At 68.1% G+C, this 15,542-nt stretch carries 17 protein-coding genes; 4 read left to right on the top strand and 13 right to left on the bottom strand.

Annotated features, from left to right (window positions below):
* Positions 1 to 223: 223 nt before the first annotated feature.
* On the bottom strand, positions 224 to 1,522 hold the full coding sequence (locus tag NED98_RS10395) for a sensor histidine kinase (protein WP_265269749.1): 1,299 nt from the start codon (positions 1,520 to 1,522) through the stop codon (positions 224 to 226).
* Positions 1,506 to 2,240: a response regulator gene (locus NED98_RS10390; protein WP_265269750.1), complete on the bottom strand. Its 735-nt coding sequence runs from the start codon at positions 2,238 to 2,240 to the stop codon at positions 1,506 to 1,508. The genes NED98_RS10395 and NED98_RS10390 overlap by 17 nt, the downstream gene beginning before the upstream one ends.
* A gap of 185 nt (positions 2,241 to 2,425) precedes the next feature.
* On the opposite strand from NED98_RS10390, the gene rpsU reads away from it, so the two are divergent.
* Both rpsU and NED98_RS10380 read left to right on the top strand, forming a co-directional pair.
* Positions 2,426 to 2,632, top strand: a complete 207-nt coding sequence (gene rpsU / locus NED98_RS10385) for a 30S ribosomal protein S21 (protein WP_007404630.1) — start codon at positions 2,426 to 2,428, stop codon at positions 2,630 to 2,632.
* Between the two features lie 101 nt (positions 2,633 to 2,733).
* Positions 2,734 to 3,315, top strand: a complete 582-nt coding sequence (locus NED98_RS10380) for an FKBP-type peptidyl-prolyl cis-trans isomerase (RefSeq protein ID WP_179511271.1) — start codon at positions 2,734 to 2,736, stop codon at positions 3,313 to 3,315.
* A gap of 91 nt (positions 3,316 to 3,406) precedes the next feature.
* On the opposite strand, the gene NED98_RS10375 is transcribed toward NED98_RS10380, so the two are convergent.
* The 3 genes from NED98_RS10375 to wecB form a co-directional block, all read right to left on the bottom strand.
* On the bottom strand, positions 3,407 to 4,189 hold the full coding sequence (locus NED98_RS10375; protein WP_265312915.1) for a metallophosphoesterase family protein: 783 nt from the start codon (positions 4,187 to 4,189) through the stop codon (positions 3,407 to 3,409).
* Positions 4,190 to 4,255: 66 nt separating this feature from the next.
* Positions 4,256 to 5,554, bottom strand: coding sequence for a UDP-N-acetyl-D-mannosamine dehydrogenase (gene wecC, locus NED98_RS10370; protein WP_265269756.1), 1,299 nt, complete (start codon positions 5,552 to 5,554; stop codon positions 4,256 to 4,258).
* 6 nt (positions 5,555 to 5,560) lie between these two features.
* The gene (gene wecB, locus NED98_RS10365) at positions 5,561 to 6,670 is read right to left on the bottom strand and encodes a non-hydrolyzing UDP-N-acetylglucosamine 2-epimerase (protein ID WP_265269758.1); all 1,110 of its coding nucleotides are present in this window, start codon (positions 6,668 to 6,670) and stop codon (positions 5,561 to 5,563) included.
* Positions 6,671 to 6,789: 119 nt separating this feature from the next.
* Here wecB and galU point away from each other — a divergent pair, with 119 nt between their 5' ends.
* Both galU and NED98_RS10355 read left to right on the top strand, forming a co-directional pair.
* Positions 6,790 to 7,659 carry a UTP--glucose-1-phosphate uridylyltransferase GalU gene (gene galU, locus NED98_RS10360; RefSeq protein ID WP_265312914.1) on the top strand — a complete coding sequence of 290 codons (870 nt, stop codon included), beginning with the start codon at positions 6,790 to 6,792 and terminating at the stop codon, positions 7,657 to 7,659.
* Positions 7,656 to 8,654, top strand: coding sequence for an SDR family NAD(P)-dependent oxidoreductase (locus NED98_RS10355; protein WP_265312913.1), 999 nt, complete (start codon positions 7,656 to 7,658; stop codon positions 8,652 to 8,654). Before galU ends, NED98_RS10355 begins: the two co-directional genes overlap by 4 nt.
* Positions 8,655 to 8,861: 207 nt before the next feature.
* Here NED98_RS10355 and NED98_RS10350 read toward each other — a convergent pair whose 3' ends face one another.
* The 8 genes from NED98_RS10350 to NED98_RS10315 all read right to left on the bottom strand — a co-directional run bounded on the left by NED98_RS10350 (position 8,862) and on the right by NED98_RS10315 (position 15,477).
* Positions 8,862 to 9,104 (bottom strand): hypothetical protein, encoded by a 243-nt coding sequence (locus NED98_RS10350; protein WP_179511276.1) that lies wholly within the window; start codon positions 9,102 to 9,104, stop codon positions 8,862 to 8,864.
* A 99-nt stretch (positions 9,105 to 9,203) separates the two neighbouring features.
* Positions 9,204 to 9,971 carry a HesA/MoeB/ThiF family protein gene (locus NED98_RS10345; protein WP_432423314.1) on the bottom strand — a complete coding sequence of 256 codons (768 nt, stop codon included), beginning with the start codon at positions 9,969 to 9,971 and terminating at the stop codon, positions 9,204 to 9,206.
* Positions 9,959 to 10,366, bottom strand: coding sequence for a hypothetical protein (locus tag NED98_RS10340; protein ID WP_265269763.1), 408 nt, complete (start codon positions 10,364 to 10,366; stop codon positions 9,959 to 9,961). The genes NED98_RS10345 and NED98_RS10340 overlap by 13 nt, the downstream gene beginning before the upstream one ends.
* On the bottom strand, positions 10,363 to 10,809 hold the full coding sequence (gene dut / locus NED98_RS10335) for a dUTP diphosphatase (RefSeq protein WP_265313106.1): 447 nt from the start codon (positions 10,807 to 10,809) through the stop codon (positions 10,363 to 10,365). The genes NED98_RS10340 and dut overlap by 4 nt, the downstream gene beginning before the upstream one ends.
* A gap of 94 nt (positions 10,810 to 10,903) precedes the next feature.
* Entirely contained in the window at positions 10,904 to 12,094 is a 1,191-nt protein-coding gene (gene coaBC, locus NED98_RS10330; protein ID WP_265312912.1) for a bifunctional phosphopantothenoylcysteine decarboxylase/phosphopantothenate--cysteine ligase CoaBC, read from the bottom strand.
* A gap of 10 nt (positions 12,095 to 12,104) precedes the next feature.
* Positions 12,105 to 13,211, bottom strand: a complete 1,107-nt coding sequence (locus tag NED98_RS10325) for a hypothetical protein (RefSeq protein WP_265312911.1) — start codon at positions 13,209 to 13,211, stop codon at positions 12,105 to 12,107.
* The gene (ubiB, locus tag NED98_RS10320; protein ID WP_265312910.1) at positions 13,208 to 14,749 is read right to left on the bottom strand and encodes a 2-polyprenylphenol 6-hydroxylase; all 1,542 of its coding nucleotides are present in this window, start codon (positions 14,747 to 14,749) and stop codon (positions 13,208 to 13,210) included. The genes NED98_RS10325 and ubiB overlap by 4 nt, the downstream gene beginning before the upstream one ends.
* Positions 14,746 to 15,477 carry a class I SAM-dependent methyltransferase gene (locus tag NED98_RS10315; protein WP_265312909.1) on the bottom strand — a complete coding sequence of 244 codons (732 nt, stop codon included), beginning with the start codon at positions 15,475 to 15,477 and terminating at the stop codon, positions 14,746 to 14,748. Before NED98_RS10315 ends, ubiB begins: the two co-directional genes overlap by 4 nt.
* Between the last annotated feature and the right edge of the window lie 65 nt (positions 15,478 to 15,542).

Here is a 15,542-nt window from a genome sequence, read left to right as displayed (position 1 = left end):
CGGTTGCCGCCGTAAGCGTCGAGGGACCATTTCGCGGGACAACATCACGCCGATATTTCAACAGGCCGCCCAAACATTTCAGATTGTTTCAATGCGGCCACGCCGGGGATGCTCGATTCCCCCGTCATCCCCACGAAGGCGGGGGTCCGTTCGCACAGGTCAGCAATAGAGCCGCGCCGCCAGCCGGAATGGATTCCCGCCTGCGCGGGAATGACGAGAAGGATCAGCGCCCCAGCGCAAGCGGCAGGTTGACGGTGGCGATCGCGCCGCCGCTGTCGCGGTTGGCGAGGCTGACCTGGCCTTCGTGTCGCGCGACGATCGCGCGGGCGATCGCCAGGCCCAGCCCGGTGCCACCGGTCGCGCGGTTGCGCGAAGGGTCGCCGCGGACGAACGGGTCGAACAATCGCTCGGCCTGCGCCGGGTCGATCCCCGGGCCGTCGTCCTCGATGCGGATCGTCGCGGTGGTTTCCTCGGTCGTCCAATTGACCCGCGCCGCGCCGCCATAGCGGATCGCATTGCCAATCAAATTGGTGAGCATCCGCCGCAACGCGCGCGGATCGCCGCGCACCACCGCGCGCGAGCCGGGCGAAAGCGACACCGCCGCGCCGCCGACGCTCATATCCTCGACCACGCTGTCGAGCAGGCTGCCGAGCTCGACCAGCGACGCGTCGCGCTCGCCCGCCTCGTCGCGCGCGAAGCCCAAAGTGTCGCTGATCATCGCACGCATCTCATCGATGTCGGCGACCGCGCGGTTGCGGGCTTCCTCGGGCAATTGCTCGATCCAGAAGGCGAGCCGCGACAGCGGGGTGCCCATATCGTGCGCGATCGCCGCGAGCATCGCGGTGCGCTGCTCGGCGTGGCGCGCGAGGCGATCGTGCATGTCGGCGACCGCGGTAGTCAGCGCGCGCACCTCGGCCGGGCCGCGCGCGGGAAAGACCGGGCGCGCCGCCCCCGCGCGCGCCTGATCCGCCGCATCGGCGAGCCGGCGCAGCGGGCGTGAGATGGCGAGCGCGATCCACCACGCCGGAATCGCGAGCAGCGCGATCGTGATGAGCATCGCGACGAGCGTGCGGCTGTGCCAGTTGCTGAAGCGCGGGCCGGGGCGTCCCTCGACGATCCGCCACCCCGCCGGGGTGCGCCAGCCGAAGGCGAAGCCGCCGATGAACGCGCTGGGGATGCCGGGCGGGGTGCGGAAGATCAGCGCGACCACGTCCTGCGCCGGCACGTTGAGCGCGGCGGCCAGCCGGCGCGCGGCATCGGCATCGGGACGCTCCCGCCCCAACGACACCGGCGGACGATCGGCGGTATAGATGCGCAGCGGCGGGCCGGGATCGCCGGGCTGGCGCCCGGTGCGCATCGCATAAGCGATGCTGGCGATGCCGCGCGGCGGGTCCTTCGGCGGGGGGCCGTTGAAGGTGACGACGAACAGCACCACCGCGGTGAGCACCACCGCGCCCAGCACCAGCACGACGATCGGCGCCGCGATCGAGCGTGACGCGCGGGGATCAGCGACGGTCGACATCGACGACGAACATATAGCCTTCGTTGCGCACGGTACGGATCAGCTCGTCATCCCCGTCGCGCGCGAGCTTGCGGCGGAGGCGGCTGATCTGCACGTCGATCGCGCGGTCGAAATGCTCGGCATTCACCCCGCGCGACAGATCGAGCAGCTGATCGCGGGTCATCACGCGGCGCGGATGCTCGACGAAGGCGAGCAGCAGGCGGAACTCGCCGTCGGACAGGTTGATCACCACGTCTTCGGGATCGATCAGCTGCCGCCCGACCGGATCGAGCCGCCAGCCAGAGAAGCGCAGATGCGGCCGTTCGCCCGGCACGGCGCGCGCGCCGCCCTGGTTGCGGCGCAGCACCGAGCGGATTCGCGCGAGCAATTCGCGTGGGTTGGCGGGCTTGGCGACATAATCGTCGGCGCCCATTTCCAGCCCGACGATCCGATCGATCTCCTCGCCGATCACCGACAGGATGATCACCGCGGGGGAAGTGGCGCGGTCGAGCGAGCGCAGGATCGATAGCCCGTCCTCGCCCGGCATCATCACGTCGAGCACGATCAGCGCGTAATTTTCGGTGGCGAGCAGCCGGCGCATCTCGGTGCCGTCGGCCGCGGTGTCGACGATATAACCGTGGGTGGCGAGGAAGCCCGCGGTCAGCTCGCGGATGCCGGGATCGTCGTCCACGATCAGCAGGCGCGTTTCCATATCCATATCGGCGATGGGATGTAGCATGAACCGCCGATTAGGCGAGCCATGTCTCGCGCGCGTTTCACCGCTGAAACAATTGCACTTGTATGACGCCTAACTTGCCTTTGTGGCGGCACGCTGATAGGGGGCCTTCGTTCACGGCGCGGACGTTGTTCGTCGCCGGGTTAGGTGTTTGGCCGAAAGCCATCGATTCGGAGAAGTGCGGGTTTATGCAGATCATCGTTCGCGACAATAACGTCGACCAGGCGCTGCGCGCGCTCAAGAAGAAGCTGCAGCGTGAGGGCGTCTATCGCGAGATGAAGCTCCGTCGCCACTATGAGAAGCCGTCGGAAAAGCGCGCGCGTGAGCGTGCCGCTGCCGTGCGCCGCGCCCGCAAGCTGGAGCGCAAGCGCGCCGAGCGCGACGGCGCCCGGTAAGCAAGACCTATCGTGCCGCCCCCGCTCCGGCGGGCGGCGCGTGGAATCCGAATCGCGACGGGGCGTGCGTGGCGCGACCCGGCTCATCCTTGAGGGTTAGTATGTCGACCGTCACCGCCGTCCCGATTCCGCCCGTCAAGCGCAGCTATATCGTGTGGCTGGTGGTCGGCATCGTCGCCGCGCTGGTCGCGGCGACCGCGCTCGCGTTTCAGGGCGACGATTTCCTCACCCGCAACGCGCGCCAAAAGGGCGTCGTGACCACCGCCTCGGGCCTGCAATATAAGGTGCTGACCCCCGGCAACGGTGCGAAGCCGACCGATACCGACGTGGTGCTGGTGAATTACGAGGGCAAGCTGCTCAACGGCACGACCTTCGACAAGTCGCAGCAGCCGACCCCGTTCCCGGTGACCGGGGTGGTGCCGGGTTTCAGCGAAGGGCTGAAGCTGATGCCCAAGGGCTCGAAGTATCGCTTCTGGATCAAGCCGTCGCTCGGTTATGGCGCCGAGACGAAGGGGCCGATCCCGGGCAATTCGACCCTGGTGTTCGACGTCGAGATGATCGACTTCCTGCCTGAGGCGGTGATCCGCCAGATGCAGATGCAGCAGCAAATGGGCGGCGCGGGCGCGGCCGGTGCTGCTGGTGCTGGCGCAGAAGGCGTCCCGGGCGCGCCGCCGCACCCGTAAGCAGGGCGGACTCCCATCGTTTTCGTCATTCCCGCCTTCGCGGGAATGACGATGTTTTGAGATTGCCTGACGATCAGGCCTCGTTCGATTTTCAGTAGTTGCCCGGCGCCTTGCGCGATTCGATGATCCGCTGGCTTTCGCCCTCGAGCACCAGCGCGGTCAGGCGGCCGCTGGCGAAGGCGCCGGTATCGATCCCGATCCGGTTGTGGCGGATTTCCGGGGCATCGCTGATCGTATGCCCGTGGACGACCACACCGTCGAAACTGCCCTCATAGGTCAGGAAATCGCGGCGGATCCACCGCAGGTCGGAGTCGCGCTGTTCGTCGAACGGCAGCCCGGGGCGCATGCCGGCATGGACGAAGCGATAATCGCCGAGCGCGACGCCGTTGCCGAACGAATCGAGGAAGGCGAGATGCTCGGCGGGCACCGCGTCGCGGATCAGCCCGGCGAGTTGCTCGAAATCGCATGCGTCATAGACGTCGGGGTCGACGCCGTAGCTGAGCAGCGTCTCGCGCCCGCCTGCGCGGTGGAAGACCGATAGCGCGCTGCGATCGCCCTCGGCGGCGTGGAGCAGCAATTCCTCGTGATTGCCCTTGATGAAATGGCAGATGCGGTCCGACGCGGCGAGCGCCATCGCGCGCTCCACCACGCCGCGCGACTCGGGGCCGCGATCGATCAGGTCGCCGAGCAGGATCAGCTGCACTTCGCCCGTCGCGGTCGCGCTGTCGCGGTCGATCAGCGCGAGCAAATCGTCGAAGCAGTCGCGCCGCCCGTGGATGTCGCCGATCGCATAGACGCGCAGCCCCGCGGGCAATCGCGGCGGCTCGACGACGGGGGCAGGGGCCGATTTACGGAAGAGACGCGAAATCACCATATGGACGCGCGACGATATAGCCGCGCCGCCGGCAGGCTCAAGGGAATCCCGCGTTCGGGCCCGTCGTTAGGCGGCGTGCCGGCGGATCGCGGGCAGCGATTTGCCGGGGATCGCGTCGCCCCAGATGCCGCGGGTGTCGAGGACATATTTGTCGGCGCGTTCCTCCGCCGGCACCGAGCGGAAGATATCGTGATCGACCAGCACGATCATGATCGGGCAATCGGCCAGCGCGCTATCGATGTCGATCAGCCGCGCGCCGGCCGCGGCCAGTGAAGCGGGGAGCGCGCGCGCATAGGGCTCGACCACCGCGATCCGCTCGCCGAAGCGCTCGGTCAACGCCTCGACCGCCTTGAGCGCGGGGCTTTCGCGGAAATCGTCGATATTGGGTTTGAAGGCGAGCCCGAGGCAGGCGACCGGCGCGCCCGGCAGCGCCTCGAGCAATTCGGTTGCGCGCTCGATCACCCAGTCGGTCTTGCCGTCGTTGACTTCGCGCGCGGTGCGGATCAGCGGGGTTCCGGCGGGATCGGCGTGGACGAGGAACCACGGATCGACCGCGATGCAATGCCCGCCGACGCCGGGGCCGGGCTGGAGGATGTTGACCCGCGGGTGGCGGTTGGCGAGGCGAATCACCTCCCATACATCGACCCCCATCTTGTCCGCGACGATGCTCAGCTCGTTGGCGAAGGCGATGTTGACGTCGCGGAAGGCGTTTTCGGTCAGCTTGGTCATCTCCGCCGCGCGCGCATTGGTGGTGACGCAGGCGCCGCGCACGAAGCGGCGGTAGAAGGAGAGGGCCTTGCGCGCGCAGCGCGGGGTGATCCCGCCGATGACGCGATCGTTATCGATCAGCTCGACGAGGATGCGCCCCGGCAGCACGCGTTCGGGGCAATAAGCGATCGCGACGTCCGCCGCCTCGCCCGACGCGCCCGGCACCTTGAGGTCGGGGCGCAATTTGGCGAGCAGATCGCGCACCTCCTCGGTCGTGCCGACGGGGGAGGTGGATTCGAGCACCACGGTGTCGCCCGGCTTCAATACCGTCGCGATCGTCGTCGCGGCGCGCAGCACATAGCCGATATTAGGCGCGTGATCCTCGCCGAAGGGCGTGGGGACCGCGATGACGAAGACGTCCGCTGGCTCGATCGCGAGCGAGGCGCGCAGATTGCCGCGCGCCACCACGCCCGAAACCAGCCCGTCGAGATCGACTTCCTCGATATGCACGCGGCCCGAATTGACCGTCTCGACCACCGCCGGATCGACGTCGATGCCGACCACCTTTGCCCCGGTGCGCGCGATCACCGCGGCGGTGGGCAGGCCGATATAGCCCAGCCCGAGCACCGCGACCTTCAGCTCAACCTCGCCCATCATCGGCAATCAACCCCCTGCAATCACCCGTGCGATCCGCGAGGCGGCCTGGCCGTCCCCGAACGGATTATGGGCGCGCGCCATCGCGGCATAGGCTGCCTTGTCGTTGATAAGCGTGAAAACTTCGGAAACGATGCGATCGGCGTCGGCGCCGACTAGCCGCGCCGTGCCGGCAGCGATCCCCTCGGGCCGCTCGGTCGTATCGCGCATCACCAGCACCGGCTTGCCCAGCGCGGGCGCTTCCTCCTGCACCCCGCCCGAATCGCTCAGCGCGAGGTGGCACAGCCCCAGCGCGCGGATGAAATGCGGGTAATCGAGCGGATCGATCCGCGCGACGTTCGGCCGGTCGCCGAGGATCGCGTCCATCACCGCGCCGACATTGGGATTGGGATGCATCGGGAACAGCACCGCGACATCGTCATGCGCGGCGATGCGCGCGATGGCATTGGCGATATTGGCCATCCCGTCGCCGAAATTCTCGCGGCGATGCGTGGTGACGAGAACGATCTTCTTCCCCGCGAAGCGCGCCGCGATCGGGTCGAGCCCCGTGGCGAGCGCGGGATCGGCGGCGATCCGCGCGCTGGTCCATTGCAGCGCGTCGATCACGGTATTGCCGGTAACGTGAACCCCGGCGGTGATATTCTCGCGCGCCAGCGCCTCGGCGGCGGTGGCGGTGGGGGCGAAGTGCAGGTCGGCGATCGGCGCGACGATGCGGCGGTTCACCTCCTCCGGCCAGGGGTGATAGATATTGCCCGAACGCAGCCCGGCCTCGACATGCGCCACCGGGATGCGGCGATAATAAGCCGCCAGCGCTCCTGTCATCGCGGTGGCGGTATCGCCCTGGACGATCACCCGATCCGGCTTGAGGCGGTCCATCGCCTCGCCGAGCCCGGTGAGCAGCCGCGCGGTGAGCCGATCGAGCGTCTGCCCCGGCTCCATCAGGTCGAGGTCGACATCGGGGGTCAGCCCGGCGATCGCCAGCACCTGATCGAGCAGCCCGCGATGCTGCGCGGTGACGCAGATCAACGGGTCCACGCCGGGCGTCTCCGCCAGCGCACGGGCGACCGGAAACAATTTGATGGCTTCGGGCCGGGTGCCGAATATGAGCAGGATCTTCATCGCCGCCTGCTCTATTCGTCGTTGTTTAAGGACGGGCTAACCTTGCCCGCATAGTTAAGGGAATTGTCGCCGCCGACGGCGACGGATAATGCCGGCCGCGTTGCATCGGGGATGAATGAATGTCGATCAAGCCATTGCGTAAGGCCGTTTTTCCCGTCGCGGGCCTCGGCACCCGCTTCCTTCCGGCGACCAAGGCGATGCCGAAGGAGATGCTGACCGTCGTCGATAAGCCGCTGATCCAATATGCGGTGGAGGAAGCGCTCGAGGCGGGGATCGAGCAGATCATCTTCGTCACCGGGCGCGGTAAATCGGCGCTCGAGGATCATTTCGACATTTCCTACGAGCTGGAGGCGACGCTCAAGGACCGCGGCAAGAGCCTCGCGGCGATCGAGGGCATCCGGCAGAAGCCCGGCTCGCCGGTTTATGTCCGCCAGCAGGAGCCGCTCGGGCTGGGCCACGCGGTGTGGTGCGCGCGCGAGATCGTCGGCGACGAGCCGTTCGCGGTGCTGCTGCCGGACGAGCTGATGGTCGGCCAGCCCGGGCTGCTCGCGCAGATGGTCGAGGTCTATCAGCGCACCGGCGGCAATGTGATCGGGGCGCTGGAGATTCCGGCGGAGCAGACCGACAAATATGGCATCATCTCCCCCGGCGCGCGCGACGGCCGCGTCGTGGAGGTGGCGGCGCTGGTCGAAAAGCCCGTTTTGGGCACCGCGCCGTCCAATCTGATGATTCCGGGCCGTTACATCCTGCAGCCCGAGGTGATGAAGATCCTCGACAATCCCGTCCGCGGCGCGGGCGGCGAAATCCAGCTCACCGATGCGATGGCGCAGCTGATCGGGCAGCAGCCGTTCAGCGGCGTGATGTTCGACGGTCAGCGGTATGATTGCGGCGACAAGGCCGGCTATATCCAGGCCAATCTCGCGCTCGCGCTGGCGCGGGACGATATCGGGCCGGTGGTGCGCGATTTCGCGCGGCAGTTGCTCGCTTGACGGTCCTCGTCACCGGGATCGCGGGTTTTATCGGCCACGCCGTTGCCGCCGCGCTCGCCGCGCGCGGCGAGCAGGTGGTCGGGATCGACAATCTCAACGATTATTACGATCCCGCGCTCAAACACGCGCGGCTGGCCGATCTGCGCGTGCGTTTCGGTGACGCGGTCGCGTTCGTGAAGGGCGATATCGCCGACGACGAAGCGCTCGATGCGGCGGTCGCCGGGCGTCAGGTGGACCGGATCGTCCATCTCGCGGCGCAGGCGGGGGTGCGTTACTCGCTGGAAAACCCCCGTGCCTATGTCCGCTCGAACCTTGCCGGCCACGTCAACATGCTCGAACTTGCGCGCGGGCTGGCGGTGCGCCATCTCGTCTATGCCTCATCTTCCTCGGTCTATGGCGGCAACCGCCAATTGCCGTTCCGGGTGGAGGATCGCGCCGATCATCCCGTCTCGCTTTACGCGGCGACCAAGAAGTCGGACGAGTTGCTTAGCGAAAGCTATGCACATCTGTTCCGCATCCCGCAGACCGGGTTGCGTTTCTTCACGGTGTACGGGCCGTGGGGGCGGCCGGAGATGGCGGTGTGGCTGTTTACCGCGGCGATTCTGGCAGGTCAGCCGATCAAGGTGTTCAACGGCGGCGCGATGCGGCGCGACTTCACCTATATCGACGATATCGTCGCCGGCGTCCTCGCCGCGCTCGATCGGCCGCCGGCTGACGACGGGGCAGCGAAGCCCGGCGGCAGCATTTCCCCGCATGCCATCTACAATCTCGGCAACAATAATGCCGAGGAACTGACGCGGCTGATCGAGGTGATCGAGGAAGCCTGCGGCCGGCCGGCGGTGCGCGAACTGCATCCGATGCAGCCGGGCGACGTTTCGGCGACCTATGCGGATATCGCCGCGGCCGCGCGCGATCTGGGCTTCACGCCCTCGACGTCGATCGAGCGCGGGGTGCGCGCATTCGTCGACTGGTATCGCGCGCATTACGCGATCTGACCGCATAATATCATCCGCCCCGGCGGAGGCCAGGGTCCAGCATCGGGCCGATAGTAACTGGACTCCGGCCCGCGCCGGGTGGAAAGCAATGTTGCCGGCCAACGCTCTACGCTCATTCGGACGGATGCGTCGTCGCCCTGCCGCCGGATCGCAGGCAAAAAAAATAGCGGCCCGAAGACCGCTATTTCTTCCGATTTCTCGGGGAAATCAGTTGCTGCTCGACTTGCTATCCGAGTCGGCGATCACAACGATGCCCGCGATCACAGCAGCCGCAGCGAGAACGGCGACGATCACGCCACCGCCGGCCAGCTTGTCCTTCTTCGCGCTCGGCGACGCCGCACGGGCCTGGCCGATCGAAAGGCTGGACGCCGGATTGGCCGAAGCGGCCATAGCCGGGGCAACCGCCAGCGAAGCAGCGGCAGCAGCGGCAATGTACTTGGCAAGACGCATTGAAAAACTCCCTTTCCGGTCCGTCGGCCTAATTGCATCAACCTCCGGGCTTTGCAAGCCTCTAAAGCCCGACCGTTAACAAAGTTCCGCGGTGCTGCGTCATCCAGTTGTAATTCTGCAACGGCAGCCGGGGTCCTTCGGCAATCGGATGGTGCGAAATGTAAAATAGAGTAAATCCGCGAGTAACAATTTCCCCGCCGGGTCTTCGCCGAACGGCACGATCGCACGAATCGCTTCGAGTGCGGCAAGGCTGCCGATCATGCCGACCATTGGGCCGAGCACGCCGTCTTCTGCGCAGGACACGCCTTCGCGCGCGGGATCGTCGCCGACGAGGCAGCGGTAGCACGGCTTGTCCGCTTCCCAGCCACGATAGACTGCGACTTGTCCTTCGAACTGGCCGACCGCCGCCGAAACGAGCGGGATGCGCGCGCCGAGCGCAGCATCGGCAACCGCGAGACGGGTGTCGAAACTGTCGCTACCGTCGATCACGACGTCCGCGCCGTCGAGCAGCGCGGGTGCATTGTCGCGATCGAGCCGCACCGGTCGTTGTTCGATTGCGACATGCGGGTTGATCGCGGTTGCCGCCCGCGCGGCGGCGGCGATCTTCGGCGTCCCCACGTCGGCGGTGCGGAAGATCGTCTGTCGCTGGAGATTGGAGGCGTCGACGCGATCGTCGTCGATCAGGATCAGCCGCCCGACCCCCGCGCCGGCGAGATATTGGATCGCGGGTGAGCCGATGCCCCCGGCGCCGACCAGCGCGACGGTCGCGCGCTTCAATCGCAGCTGCCCGGCACCGCCGATTTCCTTGAGGACGATATGGCGTGCGTAACGCGCCAGTTCGTCGCGCTCGAGCGTCAATCCTTCCATGAGAAGGTGAGCGCGGTGCGATACCAGGTATCCGATTGCGGGGTCGGCACATTGTCTCGCGTGACGCGCGAGACGATGCCGGCCGAATATTGTTCGACCGTCGGGCAGCCGATCGCGCGGGGCACGATCCGCCGCACCGTTCCGGCATTGTCGATCAGCACCGCCAGATCGACCCGCAGCACATAGCCGTCGCTGCCGCGCTGCGCCGCCGCGCACCGCCCCGCCGCGACTTCGGCCTGCACAAACGGCGACAGGCTCGCGCCGCTCGGCCAGTGGCGGGCCAGCGGCAGATCGGGCAGCTGCGTCCAGTCGGCGGGCGGCGGTGCGATGACCGGGGCGGGCGCCGGCGCCGGCGGCGCTTGAAGTTGCAGAAGAAGGGCGGCGAGCAGGATCACAAGCCGGTCGACCCGAACCCGCCGGCGCCGCGCGTCGTATCGTCCAGCGTCGCGACCTCCGCCAGCGTGGCGCGTTGCACGAGGGCAGGGACGAGCTGCGCGATTCGCTGGCCGCGCGTTACCGCGAATGCCGCGTCGCCGAGATTGGCGAGGATCACCTTCACCTCGCCGCGATAGTCGCTGTCGATCGTGCCGGGGGTGTTGAGGCAGGTGACGCCGTGATTGAGCGCAAGGCCCGAGCGCGGGCGCACCTGCACCTCATAGCCCGCCGGAATCGCAAGCGCGAAGCCGGTCGCGACGGCGTGGCGCGCGCCGGGGGGGAGCGTCACGTCTTCCGCCGCCACCACGTCCATTCCCGCCGCGCCGGCGGTCGCGTAGACGGGGAGCGGCAGACCTTCGCCATGCGGCAGGCGCTTCAACTTTATCGAGATCGGTTCGAGCATCGTCGCATCATATAGCGCGGCCATTGCAACGCGCTAGCGGGGCCGACGTAAGCCGTCGACAATCAGCGGGGCGATCCCGGGAGACGGGGCGGTCTTAGTCCAAGGCGTCCGCGATCCGCGTCGCCAGCCGATCGGCGACCGCGTCCTTGGGCAATTTCTCCCAGCTTTCGACCCCGTCGGCGGTGACGATATGGATCGTATTGGCGTCGCCGCCCATCACGTCGCCCGATACGTCGTTGGCGACGATCCAGTCCGCGCCCTTGCGCGCGCGCTTGGCGGTGGCGTGATCGATCACCTGCTCGGTTTCGGCGGCGAAGCCGATGACGAGGCGGGGGCGGTGGTCGCCCTTCGCCAGCGTCGCCAATATGTCGGGGTTCTCCGCCAGCCGCAGCGTCGGGGTGCCACCGCTGCCGTCCTTCTTGATCTTCTGCGGCGCGGCGCCCTTCGCGCGCCAGTCCGCCACCGCGGCGACCATCACCGCGGCGTCCGCCGGGAGCGCCGCATCGACCGCCACCGCCATCTCGCGCGCCGTCTCGACATCGACGCGGGTCACCCCGAGGGGGGTCGGCAGCGCGACCGGGCCGGCGACCAGCGTCACCCGCGCGCCGAGCCGGGCGAGCGCGCCGGCGATCGCGAACCCCTGTTTCCCGGAGCTGCGATTGGCGATGTAGCGCACCGGATCGATCGGCTCGTGGGTCGGCCCGGCGGTGATCAGGACATGCTTGCCGGCGAGCGGCGCGGGCGCATCGCGCGCGGCAAGCGCGGCCTCGATTGCGGCGAAGATCGCCGGCGGCTCGGGCAGCCGGCCGGGGCCATATTCGCCGCACGCCATCGCGCCTTCATCGGGTTCGAGCACGGTAACCCCGTCGGCGCGCAATTGGGCGACGTTGCGGCGGGTCGCCGCGTGCTGCCACATGCGCACGTTCATCGCCGGCGCCGCCAGCACCGGCTTGTCGGTGGCGAGCAGCAAGGTGGTGGCGAGATCGTCGGCGATTCCTGCCGCCATCCGCGCGAGCAGATCGGCGGTGGCGGGCGCGACGACCACCAGATCGGCCTCGCGGCTGAGCTGGATATGCCCCATCTCCGCCTCGTCCTTGAGGTCCCACAAGGTCGTATAGACCTTGTCCTCCGACAAAGCCGCGAGCGTCATCGGGGTCACGAAATGCGCGCCGCTTTCGGTCAGCACGCAGCGGACGCGGTGGCCGGCCTTGCGCAACAGCCGCACCAGCTCGCACGCTTTATAGGCGGCGATCCCGCCGCCGACGATCAACAGGATGCGCTTCATCTTCCCATTCCTATCGGACCACCCGGGTCACCGTGATGCGGCGCGTGTTACGCGCGGCGGCGATCAGGTCGCGCAGGCCGTCGGGAACGAACGCCAACCCGACGAGCAGCACCGGCGCGGCGAGCAGCCCCCAGTAGAAATTGTTGAGCCGCGCGAAACAGCCGATCAGCACGCCATAAGCGATCAGCATCGCCGCGACGCGCGACGCCAGCGGATGATCGGGCACCGTCCAGCCGAACAGCGCCAGCGCGATCACCGGCGCGGCGACGGCGAACGGGAAAACCTCCAGGATCGTCGCGTGCTTCAGCGTCATCGCGTAGAACCACGCGCCGTTGAGGCCGCTCCAGCCGTCCGACGCAAGGTCGAGCGGCCCGGTGACTCGCGACACTGCGAGCGCATGGAATGCGACCACCGCCGCGAGCACGAGCAGCGACAGGCACCAGCCCAGGGTTTCGCGGCGGTGTCCGCCGAACAATGCAAAGCCGGCCATCACCAGCACATATAGTGCGGCGGTCTCGCGAATCAGCATCGCGCTCGTCGCCAGCGCGACCGCGGTGATCCAGCGCCCCGCGCGCCGCTCGGCGAGCGACCAGGCGATCAGCAGCGCCGCCCAGATTTCGTGAAAGGCGACGAGCGCGGGCTGGAGCGCTGCGATCAACCCGCCGGCGAGCAGCAGCCCCGCCATGATGTGCGGCGCGCGTGCGGGGAGGAACTCGCCGAGCCGCGACAGCCACGCCGCCGCGGTCGCGGCGACCAGCCCCCATAGCAGCAGGACCGCGCCCCATTCGGGCATCGCCGCCCTGACCCGCGCCAGCGTCGGCAAGCGGACGGTGACGAACGGGCGCAGCGGGTAGCTCCGCGCGCGCATCTCGCGGGCTGCCGCCTGATAATAATCGTCGCCGTGCCGCATATCGCCGACGATCACGTCATAGAGCGCGACGTCGAGCGAGCTGCTGTCGTGGCGCGCATTGTCCGGCGCCGCCGCGCCGCGCCACGGCTGGATCGTGAAGGCGGCGATCAGCAACAGCAAGACGATCAGCGCGCCGCGTGCTCGTGCGGCGGGCCAGCCGGCATAGCGCGACGGAGCGGCGAGCCAGATCGGCGCGAAGCGACTCACCACCAATGCAGCGCGAGCAGTGCCGCGCCCGCTCCGGCGACCGCCGCGACCAGCGCCACCGCGGCATAGCGCCAGCCGCCGCCGATCCGCACCACCTCGATATCGCGCAGCGGCGGGGCAGGGGGGGCGCCGCCGGGCGCGGGAAAACGCTCCTCGATGCGGCGGACCAGCTCGGGGAGGCGCGCCAGCGTGCGGAAATCGCCGATCAGCCGGTCGGCGATCGCGGCTTCCGGCCCCAGCTCGGTGCGGATCCATTCCTCCACCACCGGTCCGGCGGTGTCCCACATATTGATATCGGGATCGAGGCTGGTCGCCACGCCCTCGACCATCACCATCGTCTTCTGGAGCAACAAAAGATGCGGCTGGGTCGCCATGTCGAAATCGCGGGTGATCGAGAACAGCCCGTCGAGCATCATCCCGATCGACATTTCCTTCACCGGCAGGCCGCGCATCGGCTCGCCCACCGCGCGCAACGCGGTGGCGAACTCGGCGACATTGTGGTGCGGCGGGACATAGCCGGCCTCGAAGTGGATCTCGGCGACGCGGCGGTAATTGCCGGTGATCAGCCCGTAGAGAATCTCCGCCAGCCAGATCCGTGCGCGTCGGTCGATCCGGCCCATGATGCCGAAATCGATCGCCGCGATGCGATTGCCGGGGACGGCGAACAGATTCCCCTGATGCATGTCGGCATGGAAGAAGCCCTCGGCGATCGCCTGCCGCAGAAAGGCGTGAACCAGGGTGCGCGCCAGCACCGGCGGATCGAAGCCCGCTTCGAGCAGCGCGGCGCGATCGGTGAGCTTGATGCCGTCGATCCATTCGATCGTCAGCACCTTGCCGGTGGTGCGCTGCCAGTCGACCGTCGGGACGATATAGCCCGGCTCGGCGGTCATCCCCTCGGCAAGTTCGGAGGCCGAGGCCGCCTCGCGCCGCAGATCGAGCTCGCGCGCCGTCCAGCGCTTGAAGGTCTCGATCACCAATCTCGGCTGGAGCCGCGCGATTTCGCCGCCCATCGGCTCGACCTGCGCCGCGGCCCATTCATAGGTCTCGATCGCACGGGCGAATTCGTCCTCGACCCCCGGCCGCAGCACCTTGACCGCGACCTGCCGTCCGTCGGTCGTCACCGCGCGGTGGACCTGCGCGATCGAGGCGGCGCCGACCGGCTCCTCCTCGATGCTCTGGAACAATTCCTCGAGCGGGCGGCCGAGGCTCGCGCGCAAGATCGGGCGAATTTCCGCGAACGGCACCGGCGGCACCGCATCCTGCAGCCGCAGCAGATCGTGCGCCGCGGCCTCACCGATCAGATCGGGGCGCGTCGCGAGCGTCTGGCCGAGCTTGATCGCGGCGGGGCCGATCGCCTGGAATGCATCGGCATAGCGCGGCACCGCCGGGGTGCGCGCGCCGAACCGCGCGACGCGCAGCAGGTGGCGCAGCCGCGGCGGGGTATTCGCGTCGCGTTCGATCCCGCGCAGCGCCCCGTGGCGCGCGAGAATCCGGCCCCATTTGAGGAGCCGCCAGCTATGGACGAGCGCGGAGGTCAAATCTTCCAGCCGCTATGGATCGCCACCAGCCCGCCGAGCAGCGGCTCGACCTTGGTCTGGACGAAGCCGGCGTCGCGGATCATCGCCTCGAAGGCGGGCATGTCCGGGAAGCGGCGGATCGATTCGATCAGGTAGCGATAGCTGTCGCGATCATGCGCCAGCGCGGCGCCGATGCGCGGCACCAGATGGTGCGAATAAGCGTCATAGACCTCGCGGAACCCCGGCCATTGCGTGGTCGAGAATTCGAGGCAGAAGAAGCGCCCGCCGCGCCGCAGCACGCGATGCGCCTCGCGCAGTGCCTTCGGGATATCGGTGACGTTGCGGATGCCGAAGGCGATCGTATAGCCGTCGAAGAAACGATCGGGGAAGGTCAGCGTCTCGGCATTGGCCTCGGTCCAGACGAGATCGTCGATCCCGCGCTGCTGCGCGCGCTCGATCCCGACTTCGAGCATCGCCGGGTTGATGTCCGCCACCGTGACGCTCGCCCCGGCGCGCTGGAGGCGGAAGGCGATGTCGCCGGTGCCGCCCGCCATGTCGAGGATCTGCTCGCCCGCGCGCGGTTTCACGCGGCGGACGAAGCGATCCTTCCACAGCCGGTGCATCCCTGCGGACATCGCGTCGTTCATCAGATCGTAGCGGCTGGCGACGCTGGCAAAGACCCCGCCGACGCGGGCGGTCTTTTCCGCCGGCGATACTTCTTCATAGCCAAAGGAGACGGTTTCGCTCATGCGACGCAGCCCTAGCGGGGGCGGGGCGCGCGGGCTAGGGTCGATCGACATTCCCGGCGGGCGGC

This window comes from Sphingomonas lycopersici (assembly GCF_026130605.1).
In the GTDB taxonomy this organism is placed as follows: Bacteria; Pseudomonadota; Alphaproteobacteria; order Sphingomonadales; family Sphingomonadaceae; genus Sphingomonas; species Sphingomonas lycopersici.
This window is presented reverse-complemented; position numbering and strand designations above follow the sequence as displayed.

Coding starts and splice junctions, on each gene's coding strand:
- NED98_RS10395 (WP_265269749.1), bottom strand. CDS start 1,522: ATGTCGACCGTCGCTGATCCCCGCGCGTCACGCTCGATCGCGGCGCCG.
- NED98_RS10390 (WP_265269750.1), bottom strand. CDS start 2,240: ATGCTACATCCCATCGCCGATATGGATATGGAAACGCGCCTGCTGATC.
- rpsU (WP_007404630.1), top strand. CDS start 2,426: ATGCAGATCATCGTTCGCGACAATAACGTCGACCAGGCGCTGCGCGCG.
- NED98_RS10380 (WP_179511271.1), top strand. CDS start 2,734: ATGTCGACCGTCACCGCCGTCCCGATTCCGCCCGTCAAGCGCAGCTAT.
- NED98_RS10375 (WP_265312915.1), bottom strand. CDS start 4,189: ATGGTGATTTCGCGTCTCTTCCGTAAATCGGCCCCTGCCCCCGTCGTC.
- wecC (WP_265269756.1), bottom strand. CDS start 5,554: ATGATGGGCGAGGTTGAGCTGAAGGTCGCGGTGCTCGGGCTGGGCTAT.
- wecB (WP_265269758.1), bottom strand. CDS start 6,670: ATGAAGATCCTGCTCATATTCGGCACCCGGCCCGAAGCCATCAAATTG.
- galU (WP_265312914.1), top strand. CDS start 6,790: ATGTCGATCAAGCCATTGCGTAAGGCCGTTTTTCCCGTCGCGGGCCTC.
- NED98_RS10350 (WP_179511276.1), bottom strand. CDS start 9,104: ATGCGTCTTGCCAAGTACATTGCCGCTGCTGCCGCTGCTTCGCTGGCG.
- NED98_RS10345 (WP_432423314.1), bottom strand. CDS start 9,971: ATGGAAGGATTGACGCTCGAGCGCGACGAACTGGCGCGTTACGCACGC.
- dut (WP_265313106.1), bottom strand. CDS start 10,809: ATGCTCGAACCGATCTCGATAAAGTTGAAGCGCCTGCCGCATGGCGAA.
- coaBC (WP_265312912.1), bottom strand. CDS start 12,094: ATGAAGCGCATCCTGTTGATCGTCGGCGGCGGGATCGCCGCCTATAAA.
- NED98_RS10315 (WP_265312909.1), bottom strand. CDS start 15,477: ATGAGCGAAACCGTCTCCTTTGGCTATGAAGAAGTATCGCCGGCGGAA.